Genomic DNA, 22,332 nt, shown 5'->3' on the forward strand with positions numbered 1-22,332 from the left:
TTGGGTTGAATGGGCAACGAAGACAGGCTCCGGGACTACCTCCGCCGTGCCTCCGCCGACCTGCGGCGCAGCAAGCAGCGGGTGAAGGACCTGGAGGAGCGGGACAGCCAACCGCTCGCCGTCGTGGCCACCGCCTGCCGCTTCCCCGGCGGGGTGGAGGACCCGGAGGGCCTGTGGCGGCTGGTGGCGTCCGGTGTGGACGCGACCACGCCGTTCCCCACCGACCGCGGGTGGGACCTGGAGGCGCTGGGGGAGCTGTCCGCGACCGACCGCGGCGGGTTCCTGCACGGCGCGGCCGGGTTCGACGCCGAGCTGTTCGGGATCTCGCCGCGCGAGGCGCTGGCGATGGACCCGCAGCAGCGGCTGCTGCTGGAGGTCGCCTGGGAGGCGGTCGAGCGCGCCGGCGTCGACCCGCTGTCGCTGCGCGGCAGCCGGACCGGCGTGTTCGTCGGCGGGTTCGCGCAGGACTACGCGGCGGCGGTGAGCGGTGACGCGGAGGACTTCCGGCTGACCGGCAGCACGACGAGCGTGCTGTCCGGGCGGCTGGCGTACGTGCTGGGCCTGGAGGGGCCCGCCGTCACGGTGGACACGGCGTGCTCGTCGTCGCTGGTCGCGCTGCACTGGGCGGTCCGCTCGCTGCGCTCGGGCGAGTGCGGCATGGCGCTCGTCGGCGGCGTCACGGTGATGGCGACGCCGTCGATGTTCGTCGACTTCACCCGGCAGGGCGGGCTGGCCGCCGACGGGCGCTGCAAGGCGTTCGCCGACGGCGCGGACGGCACCGGGTGGGCCGAGGGCGTGGGCGTGCTGGTGCTGATGCGGCTGTCCGACGCCGTGCGCGAGGGCCGCGAGGTGCTCGCGGTCGTGCGCGGCACCGCCGTCAACTCCGACGGCGCGTCCAACGGGCTCACCGCCCCCAACGGGCCGGCGCAGCAGCGCGTGATCCGCGCGGCCCTCGCCGACGCCCGCCTCGCGCCGTCCGACGTGGACGCGGTGGAGGCGCACGGCACCGGCACGTCGCTGGGCGACCCGATCGAGGCGCAGGCCCTGCTGGCCGTGTACGGCGGCGAGCGGTCCGAACCGCTGCGGCTGGGGTCGCTCAAGTCCAACATCGGGCACGCGCAGGCCGCCGCCGGCGTCGGTGGCGTGATCAAGGTGATCGAGGCGATGCGCCACGGCGTGCTGCCGCGCACCCTGCACGTCGACGCCCCGTCGACCCGGGTCGACTGGGCGTCGGGCGCGGTGCGGCTGCTCACCGAGGCCGAGCCCTGGCCGGAGACCGGCAGACCTCGTCGCGCGGCCGTGTCGTCGTTCGGCATCAGCGGCACCAACGCCCACGTCGTGCTGGAGCAGGCCCCCGAGGCCGCGCCGGTCGACGAGGAGGACGCGGCCGGCGAGGACGGCCCGACCACCCGGGAACCGGCCGAGCCCGCTGCCGACCCGGTGGCCGTGCCGTGGCTGCTCTCCGGCCGGACCGGGGGAGCGCTGCGCGCCCAGGCGGCCAAGCTGCACGCGTGGGTGACCGACCGGCCCGACCTGGACCCGGCCGACGTGGGCCGGGCGCTGGCCGGCGCGCGCTCGGCGCTCGACCACCGGGCCGTCGTCGTGGGCGCGGACCGCGCCGAGCTGGTGGCGGGTCTCGCGGCGCTCGCCGAGGGCGAGCCGGCGGCCAACGTCGTGACCGGCGTGGCCGACGGCGTGGGCAAGGCCGTGTTCGTCTTCCCCGGGCAGGGCTCGCAGTGGGTGGGCATGGGCCGCGAGCTGTGGGACACCTCGCCGGTGTTCCGGCGTCGCGCCGAGGAGTGCGCGCGGGCCCTCGCGCCGCACGTCGACTGGGACCTGGCCGGCGTGCTGCGCGGCGAGGTGCCGGCGGACCGCGTGGACGTCGTGCAGCCCGCCCTGTTCGCGGTGATGGTGTCGCTGGCCGAGGTGTGGCGCGCGCACGGCGTGCGGCCCGCCGCGGTGGTCGGCCACAGCCAGGGCGAGATCGCGGCGGCCGTGGTCGCGGGCGGCCTGTCGCTGGAGGACGGGGCGCGCGTCGTGGCGCTGCGGGCCACCGCCATCCGGGAGCGGCTCGCCGGGCGCGGCGGCATGGTGTCCGTGCCGTGGCCCGCCGAGCGGGTCGAGGCGCTGCTGGCCGACCACCCCGACGTGTCGATCGCCGCGGTCAACGGGCCCTCGTCCGTGGTCGTCTCCGGTGAGGTCGGCGCGCTGGACGCGGTGTTCGCCGAGCTGACCGCGCGGGACGTGCGCGCGCGCCGCGTGGACGTGGACTACGCCTCGCACTCGGCCCAGGTCGCCGAGCTGGAGCAGCGACTGCTCGCCGACCTCGCCCCGGTCGCGCCGCGCACCGGGACCGTGCCGTTCTTCTCCGCGGTGACCGGCGACTGGCTGGACACCGCGGACCTGGACGCCGGCTACTGGTTCCGCAACCTCCGGCAGACGGTCCACTTCGGACCATCCGTGCGCGCGCTGCTCGACCGGGGGCACGGGTTCCTGGTCGAGGTGGCGCCGCACCCCGTGCTGCGCGCCGGGATCGCGGAGACCCTGGCCGAGACCGGCTCCGGCGTCTCCGTCGCCACGCTGCGCCGCGACGAGGGCGGCCTGCGCCGCTTCCTGCTCTCCCTGGGCGAGCTGGTCGTGCGCGGCGGCCCCGTCCGGGTGGCCGACGCGCTGCCCGACGGGCCGCTCGCCGACCTGCCCACCTACGCCTTCCAGCGCCGCCGCTACTGGCCCGCGCCCCGACCCGCCGCCGTCACCGAGGGGCACCCGCTGCTGGGCGTGCCGATCGAGGTGCCAGGCAGCGGCCCGAGGGGATCAGGGCCGATGGGAGCGGGGACGGTGGTGTTCGGCACCCGCCTGCGGCCCGCCGCGCTGCCGTGGCTGGCCGACCACGTCGTGGACGGGGCCGCGGTGCTGCCCGGCACGGCGTTCGTCGAGATGGCGGTGGCGGCCGGTGACGAGGTCGGCTGCCCGCGCGTCGCCGAGCTGACCCTGCACGCGCCGCTCACCGTGCCCGCCGCCGGGGTCCGGGTGCAGGTCGTGGTCGGCGCGGACGACGGCGGCCGACGGGCCGTCGACGTGCACTCCCGCGTCGGCGACGAGTGGGTCCACCACGCGTCCGGCGTGCTGGCCGCCGGGCGGGCGACCCCGGCGGGGGACGCCCAGTGGCCGCCCGCCGACGCCGAGCCGGTCGACCTCGCCGGGTTCCACGACGGGCTGGCCGCGCACGGGTTCGCCTACGGGCCCGCGTTCCGGGGTCTCACGGCCGCCTGGCGGCGGGGCGACGAGCTGTTCGGCGAGGTGTCGCTGCCCGAGGCGGCACCGGCCGACGGCTACGGCCTGCACCCGGCGCTGCTGGACGCCGCCCTGCACGTCACCGCGCTCGCCGGGGGCCGTCCCGCAGGGCTGCCGTTCGCGTGGACCGGGGTCGACCTGCACGCGACCGGTGCCACGGCGCTGCGCGTGCGCGTGACGGGTGACGCCGGGACCGGGTTCGCGGTCGAGGTGGTCGACCCCGCCGGCGCGCCCGTCGTGTCGGTCGAGCGCCTGGTCCTGCGCCGCCGGGAGACCGCGACCACGACGGGGGCGGCGCTGCGCCGCGTCGAGTGGGCGCCCCTCCCCGCAGACGGGGACCCGACCGCGCGGGAGTGGGGCGGGACGACCGTGCTGCCGGTCGCGTCGGCGTCCGACGACGCCGGGGGCGAGGCCGTGGCGCTGTGCGCACGGGTGCTCGCCGCCCTGCGCGGGTTCCTGGCGGAAGAGGAGGGCCGGCTCGTCGTCGTCACGCGCCACGCCGTCGCCGCGCTCCCCGACGACGTGGTCCGGGACGTCGCCGCCGGCGCGGTGTGGGGCCTGGTGCGCACCGCGCAGGCCGAGCACCCCGGCCGCTTCGTGCTCGTGGACACAGACGGCGAACCGGACGACGTCCAGGCCCTCCTGGCCGGCACCGACGAGCCGCAGCTCGTCGTGCGCGGTGGCGCGGTCCTCGCGGGCCGGCTCGCGCGCGTCACCCCGAGCGGCGAGGCGTCGTTCGGCGGCGGCACGGTCCTGGTGACCGGCGGGCTCGGCGCGCTGGGCGGCGAGATCGCCCGGCACCTCGTGGAGCGGCACGGCGTGCGGGGCCTCGTGCTCACCGGCCGCACCGGCGGCGAGGTCCCGAGCGGGCTCGACGGGGCCGACGTCCGGGTCGTGGCCTGCGACGTCACCGACGCCGACGCGGTGCGACACCTGGTCGACGGCATCCCCGACCTGACGGCCGTCGTGCACGCGGCCGGCGTCCTCGACGACGCCCTGCTCACCGACCTGACCGACGACCGGCTGGTCCGCGTGCTCGCCGCCAAGGCCGGCGGCGCGTGGCACCTGCACCGGGCGACCGCGCACCTCGACCTCGCCGCGTTCGTGCTGTTCTCCTCCCTCGCCGGCACGCTCGGCCAGGCGGGGCAGGCCAACTACGCCGCTGCCAACGCCTTCCTCGACGCCCTCGCCGCCCACCGGCACGCCCGCGGCCTCCCCGCGCACGCCCTGGCCTGGGGCTTCTGGGAACTGCGCGGCGCGATGACCGCCCACCTCACCGACCAGGACGTGACCCGGCTGTCCACCACCGGCGTCCGCCCGCTGTCCACGCCGGACGCGCTGGCCCTGTTCGACGCGGCCCTCGCCGGCGCCGACCCCGTCGTGGTGCCCGCGGACCTCGACCGCGCGGTGCTCGCCGGCCGCCCCGACCTGCCGGGCGTGCTGCGCGGCCACCGCCGCCCGGCCCGCCGCGCCGCGTCGACCACCGCGCACCCCGAGGGCCTGGCGGCGTTGCCCGCCGCCGACCGGGAGCGCGCGCTGGCCCGGCTCGTCGCCACGCACGCCGCCGCCGTCCTCGACTTCGCCGACCCCGGCCAGGTGCCGCCGCACCGCGCGTTCCGCGAACTCGGCTTCGACTCGCTGACCGCGGTCGACCTGCGCAACCGCCTCGCCGCCGCCACCGGCCTGCGGCTGCCCGCCACGACCGTCTTCGACCACCCCACGCCCGCCGCCCTCGCCCGCCACCTGGGCGCGGAGCTGTTCGGCGCGACCGGCGCCACGCCGGACGAGCCGCGGACCGGGGAGACCGGGGCCGAGGACGACCCGATCGTCATCGTCGGCATGAGCTGCCGGTACCCGGGCGGCGCGACCTCCCCCGAGGAGCTGTGGCGGGTCGTCGCCGACGGCGTGGACGCGATCGGCGACTTCCCGTCCGACCGGGGCTGGGACCTGGCCCGCATCCACCACCCCGACCGCACCCGCCAGGGCACCACCTACACCCGCTCCGGCGGGTTCCTGCCCGACGCGGGCGCGTTCGACGCCGGCTTCTTCGACATCCCGCCGCGCGAGGCGCTGGCCATGCACCCGCAGCAGCGCCTGCTGCTGGAGGCCGCGTGGGAGGCCTTCGAGCACGCGGGCATCGACCCTGCCTCCGCGCGCGGCACCCGCACCGGCGTGTTCGTCGGCGCGACCGGGACCGGGTACGCGCCGGGCACCGCCGAGGAGGCCGCCCACCTGGAGGGGCTGCGCGCGGTCGGCACCGCGCCGAGCTTCGCCTCCGGCCGCGTCGCCTACTTCCTGGGCCTGGAGGGCCCGGCCGTCACGATCGACACGTCGTGCTCGTCCTCCCTGGTCGCCCTGCACTCGGCGGTGTCCGCGCTGCGGGCCGGCGAGTGCGGCATGGCGCTCGTCGGCGGCGTCACGGTGCTCACCGACCCGTCGCTGTTCGTCGAGTTCAGCAGGCAGGGCGCGCTGTCGGCGGACGGCCGCTGCCGGGCGTTCGCGGACGACGCGGCCGGCACCGGCTGGTCCGAGGGCGTCGGCGTGCTGCTCGTCGAACGGCTGTCGCGGGCCCGCGAACTCGGCCACGAGGTGTGGGCGGTGGTGCGCGGCACGGCGGTCAACTCCGACGGCGCGTCCAACGGCATCACCTCACCGCACGGCCCGTCGCAGCAGCGGGTGATCCGCGCCGCGCTCGCCGCCGCCCGACTGGCGCCGTCCGAGGTGGACGCGGTCGAGGCGCACGGCACCGGCACGAAGCTCGGCGACCCCATCGAGCTCCAGGCGCTCATGGCCACCTACGGCCGGGACCGCGAGCGCCCGCTGTGGCTGGGGTCGATCAAGTCCAACATCGGGCACGCGCAGTGGGCCGCGGGCATCGCCGGCGTCATCAAGGTGGTCATGGCGATGCGCCACGGCGTGCTGCCGCGCACCCTGCACGCCGAGGTGCCCACGACCCGCGTCGACTGGTCCGAGGGCTCCGTCCGGCTGCTGCGCGAGGCCGTGCCGTGGGAGCCCGCCGGGCGTCCGCGCCGGGCCGGTGTGTCGTCGTTCGGGTTGAGCGGCGCGAACGCGCACGTCGTGATCGAGGAGCCGCCCGCCGCCCCCGCCGCAGCCCCCGCCGGGGAACCGGCGGTGCGGTCGACCCCGTGGGTGCTGTCCGCCCGCACGCCCGCCGCGCTGCGCGGTCAGGCGTCGCGGCTGGCGTCCTGGCTCGACGCGCACCCCGACGCGCCCGCCGACGCGGTCGCCCGGTCCCTGCTGCGGCGCGCGTCGTTCGACCACCGCGCCGTGCTGCTCGACCGCGACGCCGTGCGCGCGCTGGCCGAGGACCGCCCGCACGGCGCGCTGGTGCGCGGCGAGGCCGGCACGCCCGGTCGCGTGGTCTTCGTCTTCCCCGGCCAGGGCGCGCAGTGGGTCGGCATGGCGCTCGACCTGGCCGAGTCGTCCCCGGTGTTCGCGCGGCGGCTGCGGGAGTGCGACGAGGCGCTGTCCGCGCACGTCGACTGGTCGCTGCCCGACGTGCTCGGCGACGCGGGCGCGCTGGAGCGGGTCGACGTCGTGCAGCCCGCGCTGTGGGCGGTGATGGTGTCGCTGGCCGCCGCGTGGCGCGCGCTGGGCGTCGAACCGGCCGCCGTGATCGGCCACTCGCAGGGCGAGATCGCCGCCGCGTGCGTGGCGGGCGCGCTGTCGCTGGAGGACGGCGCGCGGGTCGTGGCGCTGCGGGCGCGGGCCATCGCCGAGTCGCTGGAGGGCCGCGGCGGCATGGCGTCGGTGGCGCTGCCGGTGGCCGAGGTGGAGGCCCTGATCGACGACCGGGTGGGGATCGCGGCGGTGAACGGGCCGCGCGCGGTCGTGCTGTCCGGCGAGGTCGGGGCGCTGGACGAGCTGGTCGCGGAGCTGACCGCGCGGGACGTGCGGGCGCGCCGCATCCCGGTCAGCTACGCCTCGCACTTCTCCGGTGTCGCCGAGGTCGAGCAGCGGCTGGCCGAGGTGCTCGCCCCCGTCGCGCCCGTCGCGTCGGACGTCGCGTTCTACTCGGCGGTGACCGGCGGCCCGCTGGACACCTCCGGCCTGGACGCCGCGTACTGGTACCGCAACCTGCGGGAGCGCGTCGAGTTCGAGGCGGCCGTGCGCGCCGCGGTGGCCGACGGGCACACCGCGCTGGTCGAGGTGAGCCCGCACCCCGTGCTCACCGCGAGCGTGCAGGACGTCGTCGGCGCGGACGCGGTGGTGCTCGGCACCCTGCGCCGCGACGACGGCGACGCCGCGCGCCTCCTGCTGGCCGCCGCCGAGGCCCACGTCGCCGGTGTGCCGGTGGACTGGGCGGCGACCGTGCCGGGCGACGGGCTGGCCGTGCTGCCCACCTACGCCTTCGAGCACGAGCACTACTGGGTGAGCCCCGCCGACCCGTCGACCGCGGTCGACCCGGCCGACGCCGGCCTGTGGTCCGCGGTGGACCGGGCCGACGCGGGGGAGCTGGCCGCCCTGCTGGACCTGGACGAGGAACGGCGGCCCGCGCTGGCGGAGGTGCTGCCCGCGCTGACCGCGTGGCGGCGCAGGCGCGGCGAGCGGGACACCGTCGACCACTGGCGCTACCGCGAGGTCTGGCGCACGCTGCCCAGGACCCGGCCCGCAGCCCCGACCGGCGCGTGGCTCGTGGTCGGCACGGGGCGGGACACCACCGGGCAGGACACCACCGGGCAGGACACCACCGGGCGGGACGCCGAGGTCGTCGACGCGCTGCGCGCCGGCGGGGTCGAGGTCCGGGAGGTCGTGCTCGACGCCGACTGCCACGACCGCGCCGTGCTCGCCGACCGGTTGGGCGACACCGCCGGCCTGTCCGGCGTCGTCTCGCTGCTCGCCGCCGCCGAGGAGCCGCACCCCGCCCACCCGGCGCTGGCCACCGGCCTGGCGCTCACCGTGGCCCTGGTGCAGGCGCTGGGCGACCTCGGCTGCGACGCGCCGCTGTGGCTGCTGACCCGGGGCGCGGTGTCGACCGGTGCGCACGACCCCGTCACCTCGCCCGTGCCGGCGCAGGTGCTCGGCGTCGGCCGGGTCGCCGCGCTCGAACACCCCGCGCGCTTCGGCGGGTGCCTCGACCTGCCGGACCGCCTCGACGGGCACACCGCGGCCCTGCTGCGCACCGCGCTCGCCGAGCCCACCGACCTGCTCGCCGTCCGCCCGACCGGCCTGCACGCGCGCCGCCTCGTGCGGGCCGGCGCGGCGGACCGCGTCCGCGAGTACACCCCGCGCGGCACGGTGCTGGTCACCGGCGGCACCGGCGCGCTCGGCCCGCACCTGTGCCGCCGGCTCGCCCGCGACGGCGCGCGGCACCTCGTCGTCGTCGGTCGGCGCGGTGTGGACGCCGGGCTGAAGGCCGAGCTGGAAGCCCTGGGCGCCGAGGTCGAGTTCCCGGTGTGCGACGTGGGCGACCGGGCCGCCGTGGCCGCCCTGCTGGAGCGGTTGGCGGCCGAGGGCCGCGAGGTGCGCTCGGTGTTCCACGCCGCCGCGCTGACCGAGCTGGGCACGCTCGCCGACACCTCCCTGGCCGACTTCGCCGCCGTGGTGGACGCCAAGGTCTCCGGCGCGGCCAACCTGGACGAGCTGCTGCCCGCCGACCTCGACGCGTTCGTGCTGTTCAGCTCGATCGCGGGCCTGTGGGGCAGCGCCGACCACGGCGCGTACGCGGCGGGCAACGCCTACCTCGACGCGCTCGCCGGGCACCGCCGCGCCCGCGGCCTGACCGGCGTGTCCGTGCGCTGGGGCATCTGGGCCGACGAGCGCACCATGAACCGCCCGGACGTCGACCCCGAGCAGGTGCGCCGCAGCGGCCTGCCGTTCCTGGACGTGGACCTCGCGCTGACCGCCCTCGGCGGTGTCCTGGACGCCGACGAGACCGCGCCCGCCGTCGCCGACGTGGACTGGCCGGTGTTCCACGCCGTGTTCACCACCGGCCGCCCCAACGCCCTGTTCGACGAGATCCCCGAGGTCCGCGCGCTGCGCGCCGCCCCCGAGCCGGCGCGCGACGAGTCGGACCTGGTCGCGGGCCTGCGCGCCCTGCCGCGCGCCGAACGGGACCGCGCGCTGCGCGAGCTGGTGCGCGGCGAGGCCGCCGCCGCCCTCGGGCACCGCGACGACGCGGCGGTGGCCGAGGACCGCGCGTTCCGCGAGGTCGGGTTCGACTCGGTGATGGCCGTGGACCTGCGCAACCGGCTCAACGCCCGCACCGGGCTCACCCTGCCCAGCACCGTGGTCTTCGACTTCCCCAGCCCGGCCGAGCTGGCCGACCACCTGCGCGTGCTGCTGCTCGGGGAGGACGGGCCCGCCGCCACCGTCGTGCGCGAGGCGAACGACGAACCGGTCGCGATCGTCGGCGTCGGCTGCCGGTTCCCCGGCGGCGTCACCGCGCCCGAGCAGCTGTGGGACCTGGTGGCGGCGGGCGCGGACGTGGTCGGCGACCTGCCGGCCGACCGCGGCTGGGACCTCGCCGGCCTCTACGACCCCGACCCGGACCGCCCCGGCCGCACCTACGTCGCGCGCGGCGCGTTCCTGCCCGAGGCGGGCGACTTCGACGCGGCGTTCTTCGGCATCTCGCCGCGCGAGGCCATCGCGATGGAACCGCAGCAGCGCCTGCTGCTGGAGACCTCGTGGGAGGCCTTGGAGCACGCCGGCGTGGACCCGCGCTCGGTGCGCGGCAGCAGCACGGGCGTCTTCCTCGGCGCGGCCTACCAGCACTACGCCACCGGTGTCCTGACCAACGAGGACGGCTACGAGGGCCACCTGCTCACCGGCCGCGCCACCAGCATCCTGTCCGGCCGCGTCGCCTACCTGCTCGGCACCGAGGGCCCCGCGCTCACCCTCGACACCGGCTGCTCGTCGGCGCTGGTCGCGCTGCACCTGGCCGCGCGGGCGCTGCGCTCCGGCGAGTGCGACCTGGCCCTGGCGGGCGGCGCCACGATCATGACGTCGCCGGAGACGCTGACCGGGTTCAGCCGGCAGCGCGCGCTGTCGGCGGACGGCCGCTGCCGGGCGTTCGGCGAGGAGGCCGACGGGTTCGGCATGGCCGAGGGCGTCGGCGTGCTGCTGGTCGAGCGGCTGTCCGACGCGCTCGCCAACGGGCACCGGGTGCTGGCCGTCGTGCGGGGCACGGCGATCAACTCCGACGGCGCGTCCAACGGCATGACCGCGCCCAACGGCCGCGCGCAGCAGCGCGTGATCCGGGCGGCGCTCGCGGACGCGGGCCTCGAACCGTCCGAGGTGGACGCGGTCGAGGCGCACGGCACGGGCACGCCGCTGGGCGACCCGATCGAGGCGCACGCGCTGCTCGCCACCTACGGCCGCGACCGCACCGAGCCGCTGTGGCTGGGGTCGGTGAAGTCCAACATCGGCCACACCCAGGCCGCCGCCGGCGTCGCGGGCGTGGTGAAGGCGATCTACGCCATGCGGCACGGCGTGCTGCCGCGCACCCTGCACGCGGACAACCCGTCCTCGCGCGTCGACTGGTCGGCGGGCGCGGTCGAGCTGCTCCACGCCGACCGCCCGTGGCCGCGCACCGGGGCCCCGCGCCGGATCGGCGTGTCGGCGTTCGGCATCAGCGGCACCAACGCGCACGTCGTGCTGGAGCAGCCGCCCGCCACCGTCGCCGTGCCGCCCGCCGACCCGGCTCCCGTGGCCGGTCCGGTGCCGTGGGTGCTGTCCGGTCGCACGGAGGACGCGCTGCGCGCCCAGGCGGCCCGGCTGCTCGACGCCGTGCTGGCCCGAGCCGACCTCGACCCGGCCGCCGTGGCCGCGGCGCTGGCCGGGCGTTCCGGCTTCGAGCACCGCGCCGTCGTGCTCGGCGCAGACCACGACGAGCGGTGCCGCGCGCTGGCGAACCTGGCGCGCGACGGCGAGGACCCGGCCGCGGTGCTCGGCACGGCGGCCGACCGCGGCGAGGCCGTGTTCGTGTTCCCGGGTCAGGGCGGTCAGTGGGTCGGCATGGCCCTGGACCTGGTCGCGTCGTCGCCCGTGTTCGCGGACCGGCTGCGCGAGTGCGACGCCGCGCTGTCGCGGCACGTCGACTGGTCGGTGCTCGACGTGCTGGCCGACGAGGACGCGCTGGCCCGGGTCGACGTGGTGCAGCCCGCGCTGTGGGCGGTCATGGTGTCGCTGGCTGAGGTGTGGCGGTCGCTCGGCGTCCCGCCCGCCGGGGTGGTGGGCCACTCGCAGGGCGAGATCGCGGCGGCCTGCGTGGCGGGTGCGCTGTCCCTGGACGACGCGGCGCGGGTCGTGGCGCTGCGCAGCCGGGTCGTGGCCGAGTCGCTGTCCGGTCGCGGCGGCATGGCGTCGGTGGCGCTGCCGGTGGCCGAGGTGGAGGCCCTGATCGACGACCGGGTGGGGATCGCGGCGGTGAACGGGCCGCGCGCGGTCGTGCTGTCCGGCGAGGTCGGGGCGCTGGACGAGTTGGTCGCGGAGCTGACCGCGCGGGACGTGCGGGCGCGCCGCATCCCGGTCGATTACGCGTCGCACTGGTCCGGCGTGGACGAGGTGCGCGACGCGCTGGCGGAGGTCCTGCGCGGCCTCGCGCCCGCGTCGACCGACGTGGACTTCTACTCGGGCGTGCTCGGCACGGCCCTCGACACGGCCGGCCTGGACGCCGGCTACTGGTTCCGCAACCTGCGCGAGCGGGTCGACTTCCAGGGCGCGGTGCGGGCCGCCGGGCGCGGGGTGTTCGTCGAGGTCGGACCGCATCCGGTGCTGTCGATGAGCGTGCGCGACATCGTCGGCGACGACGCCGTGGTGGTGGGGTCGCTGCGCCGCGGCGAGGGTGGCGCGGACCGGTTGCTGCGGTCGGTGGCCGAGGCGTGGGTGGCGGGCGTGCCGGTGCGCTGGGACGCCCTCGTGCCCGGCGTCGCGCCCGCCGAGGTGCCGACCTACGCGTTCCGGCACGAGCGCTACTGGCCGGTCCCGGACGTTGCCGACCAGGTCGGCGCGATCGTCGACACCTGGCGCTACCGCGTCGACTGGACCCCTGTGCCGGTCTCCCCGGTGCCGGTCGCCCCCGCGCCCGTGCCCCTCCGCCGCTGGCTGGTCGTCGCGCCCGAGGGCGTCGACACCGCCTGGACGACCGGGCTGCTCGGCGCCGCCGTGCTCGTGCCCGGTGGCGACCGGGCGGCCCTCGCCGAAGCCCTGACGGGCCCGCGACCGGCGGGCGTGCTGTCCCTGCTGGCCGCCGGCCCCGACCCGGTCGTGGCGACCACCGCGCTCGTGCAGGCGCTCGGCGACGCCGGGATCACCGCGCCGCTGTGGTGCCTGACCCGGGGCGGGGTGGACACCGGCGACACCCCGGCCGACCCGGAGCAGGCCGCCGTGTGGGGCCTCGGCCGCGTCGTCGGCCTGGAGCACCCCGACCGCTGGGGCGGTCTGGTGGACGTGCCCCCGGGCGACGTCGACACCGGCCTGCTGGCCGCCGTGCTGACCGGCGCGGCGGAGGAGGACGAGGCCGCGATCAGGTCGGGGCGCGTGCTGGGCCGCCGGTTGGTCCGCGCGCCGCGCCGCGCGGCCGTCCGCCCGGTGCCCACCGGGCGGGTGCTGATCACCGGCGGCACGGGCGCGCTCGGCGCGCACGTCGCCCGCCGGTTCGCGAACGCCGGCGCGGAACGCCTGGTGCTGGTGAGCCGCAGCGGACCGGACGCGCCTGGCGTGGCCGCGCTGCGCGCCGAACTCGACGGCGTGGACGTGCGCGTCGTGGCCGCCGACGTGACCGACCGGGAGGCGCTGGCCGCGCTGCTCGACGAGCACGCGCCCGAGGTGGTCGTGCACGCGGCGGGCGTGCTGGACGACGGCGTGCTCGACGCCCTCACCCCCGACCGGTTCGACGCCGTGTGGCGCACCAAGGTGGACGCCGCCCGGCACCTGGACGAGCTGACCCGCGACCGGGACGTGGCCGCGTTCGTGCTGTTCTCCAGCATGGCCGGCACGCTCGGCAACCCCGGCCAGGGCAACTACGCCGCCGCGAACGCCGCGCTCGACGCCGTCGCCGGGAACCGCCGCGCCGCCGGGCTGTCGGCGACCTCGGTCGCCTGGGGCCGGTGGGCGGAGATCGGCATGGCCGCCGACGCCGCCCAGGTCGACGCGGGTGCGCGCCGCGACGGGTTCGGCGCGATGGCCGCCGGGCACGCCGTGGAGGCGCTGTGGGGCGCGCTGGCGGCCGACGAGACCGTGCTGGCCGTCGCCGACATCGACTGGGCGCGCTGGCAGGCCGCCGGGGCGCGGCCGAGGTCCGCGCGGTTCGTGGGCGGGCTGCTGCCCGCGAAGGTGGACCAGCCGGTCGCCGACACCACCGCTCCGACCGCCCGCGACCTGATGGCAGCCGTCCGGGAGCGCGCCGCCGCCGTCCTCGGGCACGCCGACGCCGCCGCGGTCGACCCGCACGGCCGGTTCCGCGACCTGGGCTTCGACTCGCTTACCGCGCTGGAGTTCCGCAACGGCCTGGCGCGCGTGCTCGGCGTGGACCTGCCCGCCACGACCGTGTTCGACCACCCGACCCCGACCGCGCTGGTCGCCCACCTGGAGACCCTGCTCGGCGGGACCGCCGCCGAGCCCGAGCGGCCGCGCGCCGCCGTGACCGCCGACGAGCCGGTGGCGATCGTCGGCATGGCGTGCCGCCTGCCCGGCGGCGTGGACAGCCCCGAGGGCTACTGGGAGCTGCTGGTCGGCGGCCGGGACGCGATCGGCCCGTTCCCGACCGACCGCGGCTGGTCGGCGGAGGCGCTGCGCGGCAGCACCACCCGCTCCGGCGGCTTCCTGCGCGACGTGTCCGCCTTCGACGCCGGGTTCTTCGGCATCTCGCCCCGCGAGGCGCTGGCCATGGACCCGCAGCAGCGCCTGCTGCTGGAGGTGTCGTGGGAGGCCCTGGAACGGGCGGGCATCGACCCGACGGGCCTGCGCGGCGGCGACACGGGCGTGTTCGTCGGCACGAACGGCCAGGACTACGGGAACCTGCTGCTCGGGTCCGGCGTGGAGCGCGACGGGCACGTCGGCACCGGCATCGCGGGCAGCGTCGTCTCCGGGCGGGTGTCCTACGTGCTGGGCCTGGAGGGGCCCGCCGTCACCGTGGACACGGCGTGCTCCGCGTCGCTGGTCGCGATGCACCTGGCCGCGCAGTCGCTGCGCTCCGGCGAGTCCGGGCTGGCGCTCGTCGGCGGCGTGTCCGTGATGTCCACCCCGTGGATCTTCACCGAGTTCAGCCGGCAGGGCCTGCTCAGCGCGGACGGCCGGTGCAAGGCGTTCGCCGACGGCGCGGACGGCACCGCCTGGGCCGAGGGCGCGGGCGTGCTGGTGCTGGAACGGCTGTCCGACGCGCGGCGCAACGGGCACGAGGTGCTGGCCGTGCTGCGCGGGTCGGCGGTCAACCAGGACGGCGCCTCCAACGGGCTCACCGCGCCCAACGGCCCGTCGCAGCAGCGCGTGATCCGGCAGGCGCTGGCCAACGCCGGCCTGCGACCGTCCGAAGTGGACGTCGTGGAGGCGCACGGCACCGGCACGGCGCTCGGCGACCCGATCGAGGCGCAGGCGCTGCTGGCCACCTACGGGCAGGACCGCGAGCGCCCGCTGCTGCTCGGGTCGGTCAAGTCCAACCTCGGGCACACCCAGGCCGCCGCCGGCGTCGCCGGGGTCATGAAGGTGGTGCTGGCGATGCGGCACGGCGTCGTGCCGCCGACCCTGCACGTGACCGAGCCGTCGTCGCACGTCGACTGGTCGAGCGGCGCGGTCGAGGTGGTGACCGCGCCGACGCCGTGGCCGGAGACCGGCCGCGTGCGCCGGGCCGGCGTGTCGTCCTTCGGCGTGAGCGGCACCAACGCGCACGTCGTGCTCGACGCCCCGGAGATCGCCCGGCCCCCGCGCCCCGGCGCGGGCGGCCCGGTGCCGTGGCCGGTGTCGGCCCGCTCCGAGGACGCCGTGCGCGCCGCCGTCGCCCGGCTCGCCGGCGTCGACGCCGACCCGCTCGACGTGGGGCACACCCTGGTGACCGCGCGCGCCGCGTTCGACCACCGCGTCGTGCTGCTCGCCGACGGCGGCGAGGTGCGCGAGGTCGCGGCCGGCACGCCGGTCGGCGGGCCGTCGGCGCTGCTGTTCGCCGGTCAGGGCGCGCAGCGGGTCGGCATGGGGCTCGGGCTGGCCGCCCGGTTCCCGGTGTTCGCCGACGCGCTGGACGAGGCGTTCGCCGCGCTAGACCTGTCGACCGACGTCCTCGGCGACGCGGGGCGGTTGGCGGGCACGGAGTTCGCGCAGCCCGCGCTGTTCGCGTTCGAGGTGGCCCTGTCCCGGCTGCTGGGGTCGTGGGGCGTGCGGCCGGACGTGCTGGTCGGCCACTCGGTCGGCGAGATCGCCGCCGCGCACGTGGCCGGGGCGCTGTCCCTGGCGGACGCGGCCCGGCTGGTCGCCGCGCGCGGCCGGCTGATGGGCGCGCTGCCGCCGGGCGGGGCGATGGTCGCGGTGGAGGCGTCGGAGGACGAGGTCGCGCCGTTCCTGGGCGACCGGGTCGTGCTGGGCGCGGTGAACGGTCCGCGCTCGGTGGTGCTCTCCGGCGACGAGGCCGGCGTCCTGGCCCTCGCGCGCCGGTGGGCGGAGCGGGGCAGGCGCACCAGGCGCCTCGCCGTGTCGCACGCCTTCCACTCGCCGCTCGTCGAGCCGGTGCTGGCGGAGTTCGCCGAGGTCGCCGCGGGGGTGACCGCGCACGCGCCGCTCATCCCGGTGGTGTCCACCGTGACCGGGCTGCCGCACGCGGTGTTCGACGGCGACCATTGGGTGCGGCAGGTGACCGCGACCGTGCGGTTCGCCGACGCCGTGGCCGCCACCGGGGCGACGACCCTGCTGGAGGTCGGGCCGGACGGCTCGCTCGCCGCCGTGGCGCGGGAGAGCGTGCCGGACGCCGAGGTGGTGCCGCTGCTGCGGCGCGACCGGGACGAACCGGCCGCGCTGGCCGCCGCCCTCGGCCGCGCCCACGTGCGGGGCATCCCGGTGGACTGGTCGGAGTGGGTCGCCGGCGGTCGGCTGGTCGGCCTGCCGACCTACCCGTTCCAGCGGGCCGCCTACTGGCCGGAACCCGCCGCCCCGACCGCCCTCGGCCCCTCGGACGTGGCGGACCTCGCCGCGGACCTGGACCTCGACCGCGACGCCCTGGACTCCGCGCTGGCCGCGCTGGACGGCAGGCGCAGGGCACGGGCCGCCCTGGTCGACCGCTACCGGCTGGAGTGGCGCCCCGTGCCCGCCGGACCGGTCCCGACCGGCCGCTGGCTGGCCGTGCTGCCGGAGGACCCGGCCGAGTGGGTCCGACCGCTGCTCGACGCCCTGCCGCTCGACGTCACCACCTCCGGCGACCACGACGGCGTGCTGTCGTTCCTCGACGTGGCGGGCACGACCGCGCTGCTCGCCGGGGACCGCCCGGTGTGGTGCGTGACGCGGGACGCGGAGACCGATCCCGCGCAGGCCGCGCTGTGGGGCTTCGGCCGGGTCGCCTCGCTGGAGCACGCCGGCCGCTGGGGCGGCGTGCTGGACGTGGCGGCCGATGCCGACCCCGCCCTGGTGGCCGCCGCGCTCACGGCGGGCGAGGACGCCGTGGCGGTGCGGTCCGACGGGCTGCGCGCCCAGCGACTCGTCCCGGTCGCCGACACCGCCGAGGCCCCGGTGCCCCGGGGCACCGTGCTGGTGACCGGCGCGACCGGCGCGGTCGGGTCGGCCGCCGCGCGGTGGCTCGCCGGTCGGGGCGTGCCGCACCTCGTGCTGCTCACCCGCTCCGGCGACGCCGACGCCCTGGTGCGCGAGGTCGAGGCGCTGGGCGCGACGGCCGAGTCCGTCGCCTGCGACGTGACCGACCGGGACGCCCTGACGGCCGTGGTGTCCGCGCACGCCCTCACCGGCGTGGTGCACGCGGCCGGCCGGTGGGAGGGCGCGGTCCACCTCGACGAGCTGACCCGCGACCACGACCTGGCGCTGTTCGCGCTGCCCACCACGATCGCCGGGGTGTGGGGCGCGGCGGGCCACGCCGACGACGCCGTCTCGGACGCCCGCCTGCGCGCCCTGGCCGCGCGTCGCCGCTCGCTCGGCCTGCCCGCGACCGTCGTGTCCTGGTCCCCGTGGGCCGGTTCCGCCTCCGCCGACCGCCTGCGCCGCGCCGGCCTCACCCCGCTGCACGGCGCGACCGCCGTGACCGCGCTCGCGACCGCCGACGGTGACGTCGTGGTCGCCGACGTCGACTGGGCGCGCATCCCCCCGCGACCGGTCGGCTCCCGCGTCCTCTCCGAGGTCCCCGGTGTGCGGATCGCCGCGGACCTCGGGGAGGACGCCCGGGACCGGCCGCGCGAGCAGGTGGCGCGCGAGCTGCTGGACACCGTGCGCGCCGCCGTGGCCGCCGTCCTGGAGCACGGGTCGGCCGCGGACGTCGCGCCCGACCGGGCGTTCCGCGACCTCGGCTTCGACTCGCTGACCGCCGTCGAGCTGCGCGACCGGCTCACCGCCGCGACCGGCCTGGCGCTGCCCGCGACCGCCGTGTTCGACCACCCCACCCCCGAGTCGCTGCGCGACCACCTGGTCACCGCGCTGCTCGGCGACCCGACCCCCGAGGCGGTGGCACGGCCGCGCGAGGCGTCCGACGACCCGGTGGTCATCGTCGGCATGGCGTGCCGCTTCCCGGGCGGCGTCGCCGACGCGGACGGCCTGTGGCGGCTGGTCGACGAGGGCCGGGACGCGGTCACCGGGTTCCCGACCGACCGCGGCTGGGACCTCGACTCGCTGCGCACCACCAGCGCGTCGGTCGAGGGCGGGTTCCTGCACGACGCGCCGCTGTTCGACGCCGACTTCTTCGGCATCTCGCCGCGCGAGGCGTTGTCGATGGACCCGCAGCAGCGATTGCTGCTGGAGACCTCGTGGGAGGCCCTGGAGGACGCGGGCGTCGACCCCGGCGACCTGCGCGGCTCCGCCGCGGGCGTGTTCATCGGTTCGACCGGGGCCGACTACCGGCCGCCCGCAGACCTGCGCGGGCACCTGCTCGCGGGCAACGCGGCGAGCGTGCTGTCCGGCCGGGTGTCGTACGTGCTCGGGCTGGAGGGGCCGACGATGACCGTGGACACGGCGTGCTCCTCGTCGCTGGTGGCGCTGCACCTGGCGACGCGGTCGCTGCGGTCGGGCGAGTCGTCGCTGGCGCTGGCGGGCGGCGTCACCGTGATGTCCACGCCGATCGCGTTCGAGGAGTTCACCCACCAGGGCGGGCTCGCGTCGGGCGGGCGGTGCCGGTCGTTCGCCGAGTCGGCCGAGGGCGTGGGCTGGTCCGAGGGCGTCGCGGTGCTGGTGCTGGAGCGGCTGTCGGACGCCCGCCGCAACGGGCACGAGGTGCTGGCGGTCGTGAGGGGCAGCGCGGTCAACTCCGACGGTGCGTCGAACGGTCTGACCGCGCCGAACGGGCCGGCGCAGCAGCGGGTGATCCGGGCGGCGCTGGCCGACGCGGGCCTGGCACCGTCCGACGTGGACGTGGTGGAGGCGCACGGCACCGGCACGACCCTGGGAGACCCGATCGAGGCGCAGGCCGTCCTCGCGACCTACGGCCAAGAGCGGGAACGGCCCCTGCTGCTGGGGTCGGTCAAGTCGAACCTCGGGCACACGCAGGCCGCGTCCGGCGTCGCCGGGGTGATCAAGGTCGTGCAGGCCATGCGCCACGGCGTCGTGCCCCGCACCCTGCACGTGGACGCGCCGTCGTCGCACGTGGACTGGACGGCGGGCGACGTCGCGCTGCTCACCGAGCCGGTGGCGTGGCCCGACACGGGCGCGCCGCGCCGGGCCGGCGTGTCGTCGTTCGGCGCGAGCGGCACCAACGCGCACGTCGTCGTCGAACAGGCCCCGCCCGCCCGGCCCGAGCCCGCCGTCGCCGTCGACGGGCCGCTGCCCGTGCTGCTGTCGGCGCGCGGTCCGGAGGCGTTGCGCGGCCAGGCCGCCCGGCTGCTCGGGCACCTCGGCCGCGGCGCGCACGTCGACCTCGCGGACCTGGCCGTGGCGTCGGCCCGCGCCCGCGCGCACCTGCCGCACCGCGCGGCCGTCGTGTGCGGTGACCGGGACGAGCTGGTGCGCGGCCTGACCGCGCTGGCCGAGGGCCGGTCGAGCGGTGTGGTCGCCGCCCGCGAACCCGTGCGGGCGTGGGTCTTCTCCGGCCAGGGCGCGCAGCGGCCCGGCATGGGGTTCGGGCTGGCCGCCCGGTTCCCGGTGTTCGCCGACGCGCTGGACGAGGTCGCCGACGCGCTCGCCGGCGAGCTGGACCGGCCGCTGCGCGACGTGCTGGCCTCCGACGACCTGGACCTCACCGGCTACACCCAGCCCGCGCTGTTCGCCTTCCAGGTGGCGCTGTCGCGGCTGCTGGGGTCGTGGGGCGTGCGCCCGGACGTGCTGGTCGGGCACTCCGTCGGCGAGGTCGCCGCCGCGCACGTCGCCGGGGTGCTGACCCTGCCGGACGCCGCCCGCCTGGTGGCCGCCCGGGGCAGGCTCATGCAGGCGCTGCCGGTCGGCGGCGCGATGGTGGCCGTGCGGGCGACCGAGGCCGAGGTGACGCCGCTGCTCACCGACGGCGTGGCGCTCGCGGCGGTGAACGGGCCGGAGTCGGTCGTGCTGTCCGGCGTCGCCGAGGAGGTCGCGGCGGTCGCCGACCGGTTGACCGCCGACGGCCGCAAGACCCGCGCGCTGCGGGTCAGCCACGCCTTCCACTCGCCCCTGATGGACCCGGTGCTGGCGGAGTTCGGCGAGGTCGTCGCCGGCCTGCGGTTCGCGCCGCCGCGCGTGCCGGTCGTGTCGACGGTCGCCGTCGGCGCGGACCACACCGACCCGGCCTACTGGGTCGGGCAGGTCCGGGCCACCGTGCGCTTCGCCGACGCGGTCGCCGCGGCGGGTGCGGGCGTGCACCTGGAGATCGGCCCCGACGGGTCGCTCTCGGGGGCGGTGCGGCAGGTGCTGCCCGACGCGACGGCCGTCCCCGCGCTGCGCGGGGACCGGTCCGAGCCGGTCGCGCTGACCGAGGCGCTGGCCTGCCTGCACGCGCACGGCGCGGACGTGGACTGGGCCGCGTTCCACGGCGGTCGCCGGGCGCGTCGGGGCGCGCTGCCGACCTACGCCTTCCAGCGGGAGCGGTTCTGGCCGCGGGACGCCGCACCGGCCGCGGACCTGACGCCCGACTGGCGCTACGCGCTGGACTGGACGCCGCTCGACCCGCCGGCCGCCCGGCCCGGCGCGCTGCTGGCGGTCGTCCCCGACGCCGGGGACGCCTGGGTCGCGGACGTGCTGGCCGCGCTGCCCGAGGCCCGCGTGACGAGCCTCGCCGAGGTGGTGGGCGGCGCGGCGGACGTGCCCGACGGCGCGACCGCGCTGTTCTTCGCGGTGGACGACGCCGAGCGCGACGGCGTGCCCGCCGCCGTGCTCGACACCGCAGCCCTGCTGCGCGCCCTCGGCGACGTGCCGCTGTGGTGCGTCACGCGGGGCGGGGTGGCGATCGGCGGGGAGACGCCCTCCGTCGCCGGCGCCGCCGTGTGGGGCCTGGCCGGGGTGGCCGCCGCGGAGCGCCCCGACCGGTGGGGCGGCGTCGTCGACCTGCCGGCCGCGTGGGACCCCGCGTCCGGTCCCGTGCTCGCCGCCGTGCTGGCGTCCGGCGACGAGGACCGGGTGGCGGTGCGCGGCACGACGGCGCACGGCAGCCGGCTCGTGCGGTCGACCGCCCCGTCCGCCGACCCGTGGCAGCCGACCGGGACCGTGCTGGTCACCGGCGGCACCGGCGCGCTGGGCGGGCACGTGGCCCGCGGCCTGGCCGAGGCCGGCGCGGAGCACCTGGTGCTGCTCGGCCGCACCGGGGCCGACGCGCCGGGCGCGACCGACCTGCGCGACGAGCTGACCGCGCTGGGCGCGCGGGTGGACCTGGTGGCGTGCGACGCGGCCGACCGCGCCGCACTGGCCCGCGTGCTGGCCGACCTGCCCGACCTGACCGGTGTCGTGCACGCGGCCGGCGTGCTGGACGACGGGCTGCTCGACGGGCTCACGCCGAACCGGTTCGCCACCGTGTTCCGCGCCAAGCTCGCCGCCGCCCGCAACCTCGACGAGCTGACCCGGGACCGCGACCTCGCGGTGTTCGCGCTGTTCTCGTCGGCGTCGGCGGTGCTCGGCAACGCCGGGCAGGGCAACTACGCCGCCGCCAACGCCGCGCTCGACGCCGTCGCCCACCACCGCCGCGCCGCCGGGCTCGCCGCGACGTCCGTCGCGTGGGGCGCGTGGGACGGCGGCGGCATGGCCGCGGACCCGGCCGCGCGGGAAGCGGCGCGCCGGGCCGGTGCGCTGCCGATGCCGCCGCGCCGCGCCGTGGAGGTGCTGCGCTCCCTGGCGACGGGCGGCGCCGCGCACGCCGTGGTCGCCGACGTCGACTGGGAGCGCTACGGCCCGGTGCGCGGGAGTGCCCTCACCGCCCACCTGACCGGCGCGAACGCGACCGGGGCGGGGCGGACCGGTCACGACGCCGCCGACGCCCTGCGCGCCCGGTTGGCGACCGTGCCGGAGGGCGGGCGGCGGCAGGTGCTGCTGTCCCTGGTGCGCACCGAGGTGGCGGACGTGCTGCGGCACGGCGGCGCGGACCGCGTCGCGGCCGACCGGACGTTCACCGACCTCGGGTTCGACTCGCTGACCGCGGTCGAGCTGCGCGACCGGCTGGCCGCGCTGACCGGCCTGACCCTCGCGGCGACGCTGGTGTTCGACCAGCCCACCCCGCTGGCGCTCGCCGAGCACCTGCACCGGGGGCTCGCCGGCGTCCTCGCGCCGGACGCGCCGGTGGCGGAGGAGGCCGACGAGGAGGGCCGGGTGCGGGCGCTGCTGGCGACCGTGCCGCTGGACCGGCTGCGCGACCTCGGCCTGCTCGACGCCCTGCTCGCCCTGGGCGACGGCGCGGACCGCGACGAGGACGACCGGGCCGCGGACGACGCGGCCGTCGACGACATGGACCTCGACGCCCTGGTCCGGGCCGCCCTCGACGCGGACCGCTGA

1 protein-coding gene is annotated in these 22,332 nt (G+C 78.2%); it reads left to right on the forward strand.

All coding sequences use genetic code 11. From position 1 onward, the window contains the following. Nucleotides 1-9 precede the first annotated feature (9 nt). Nucleotides 10-22,332, forward strand: a complete 22,323-nt coding sequence (locus J2S66_RS07635; RefSeq protein WP_310305557.1) for a type I polyketide synthase — start codon at nucleotides 10-12, stop codon at nucleotides 22,330-22,332.

The sequence above is a fragment of the Saccharothrix longispora genome (genome assembly GCF_031455225.1).
In the GTDB taxonomy this organism is placed as follows: domain Bacteria; phylum Actinomycetota; class Actinomycetes; order Mycobacteriales; family Pseudonocardiaceae; genus Actinosynnema; species Actinosynnema longispora.

Bases quoted from the DNA above. Each gene is read 5' to 3' on its own strand.
- J2S66_RS07635 (WP_310305557.1), top strand. From the start codon at position 10: ATGGGCAACGAAGACAGGCTCCGGGACTACCTCCGCCGTGCCTCCGCC.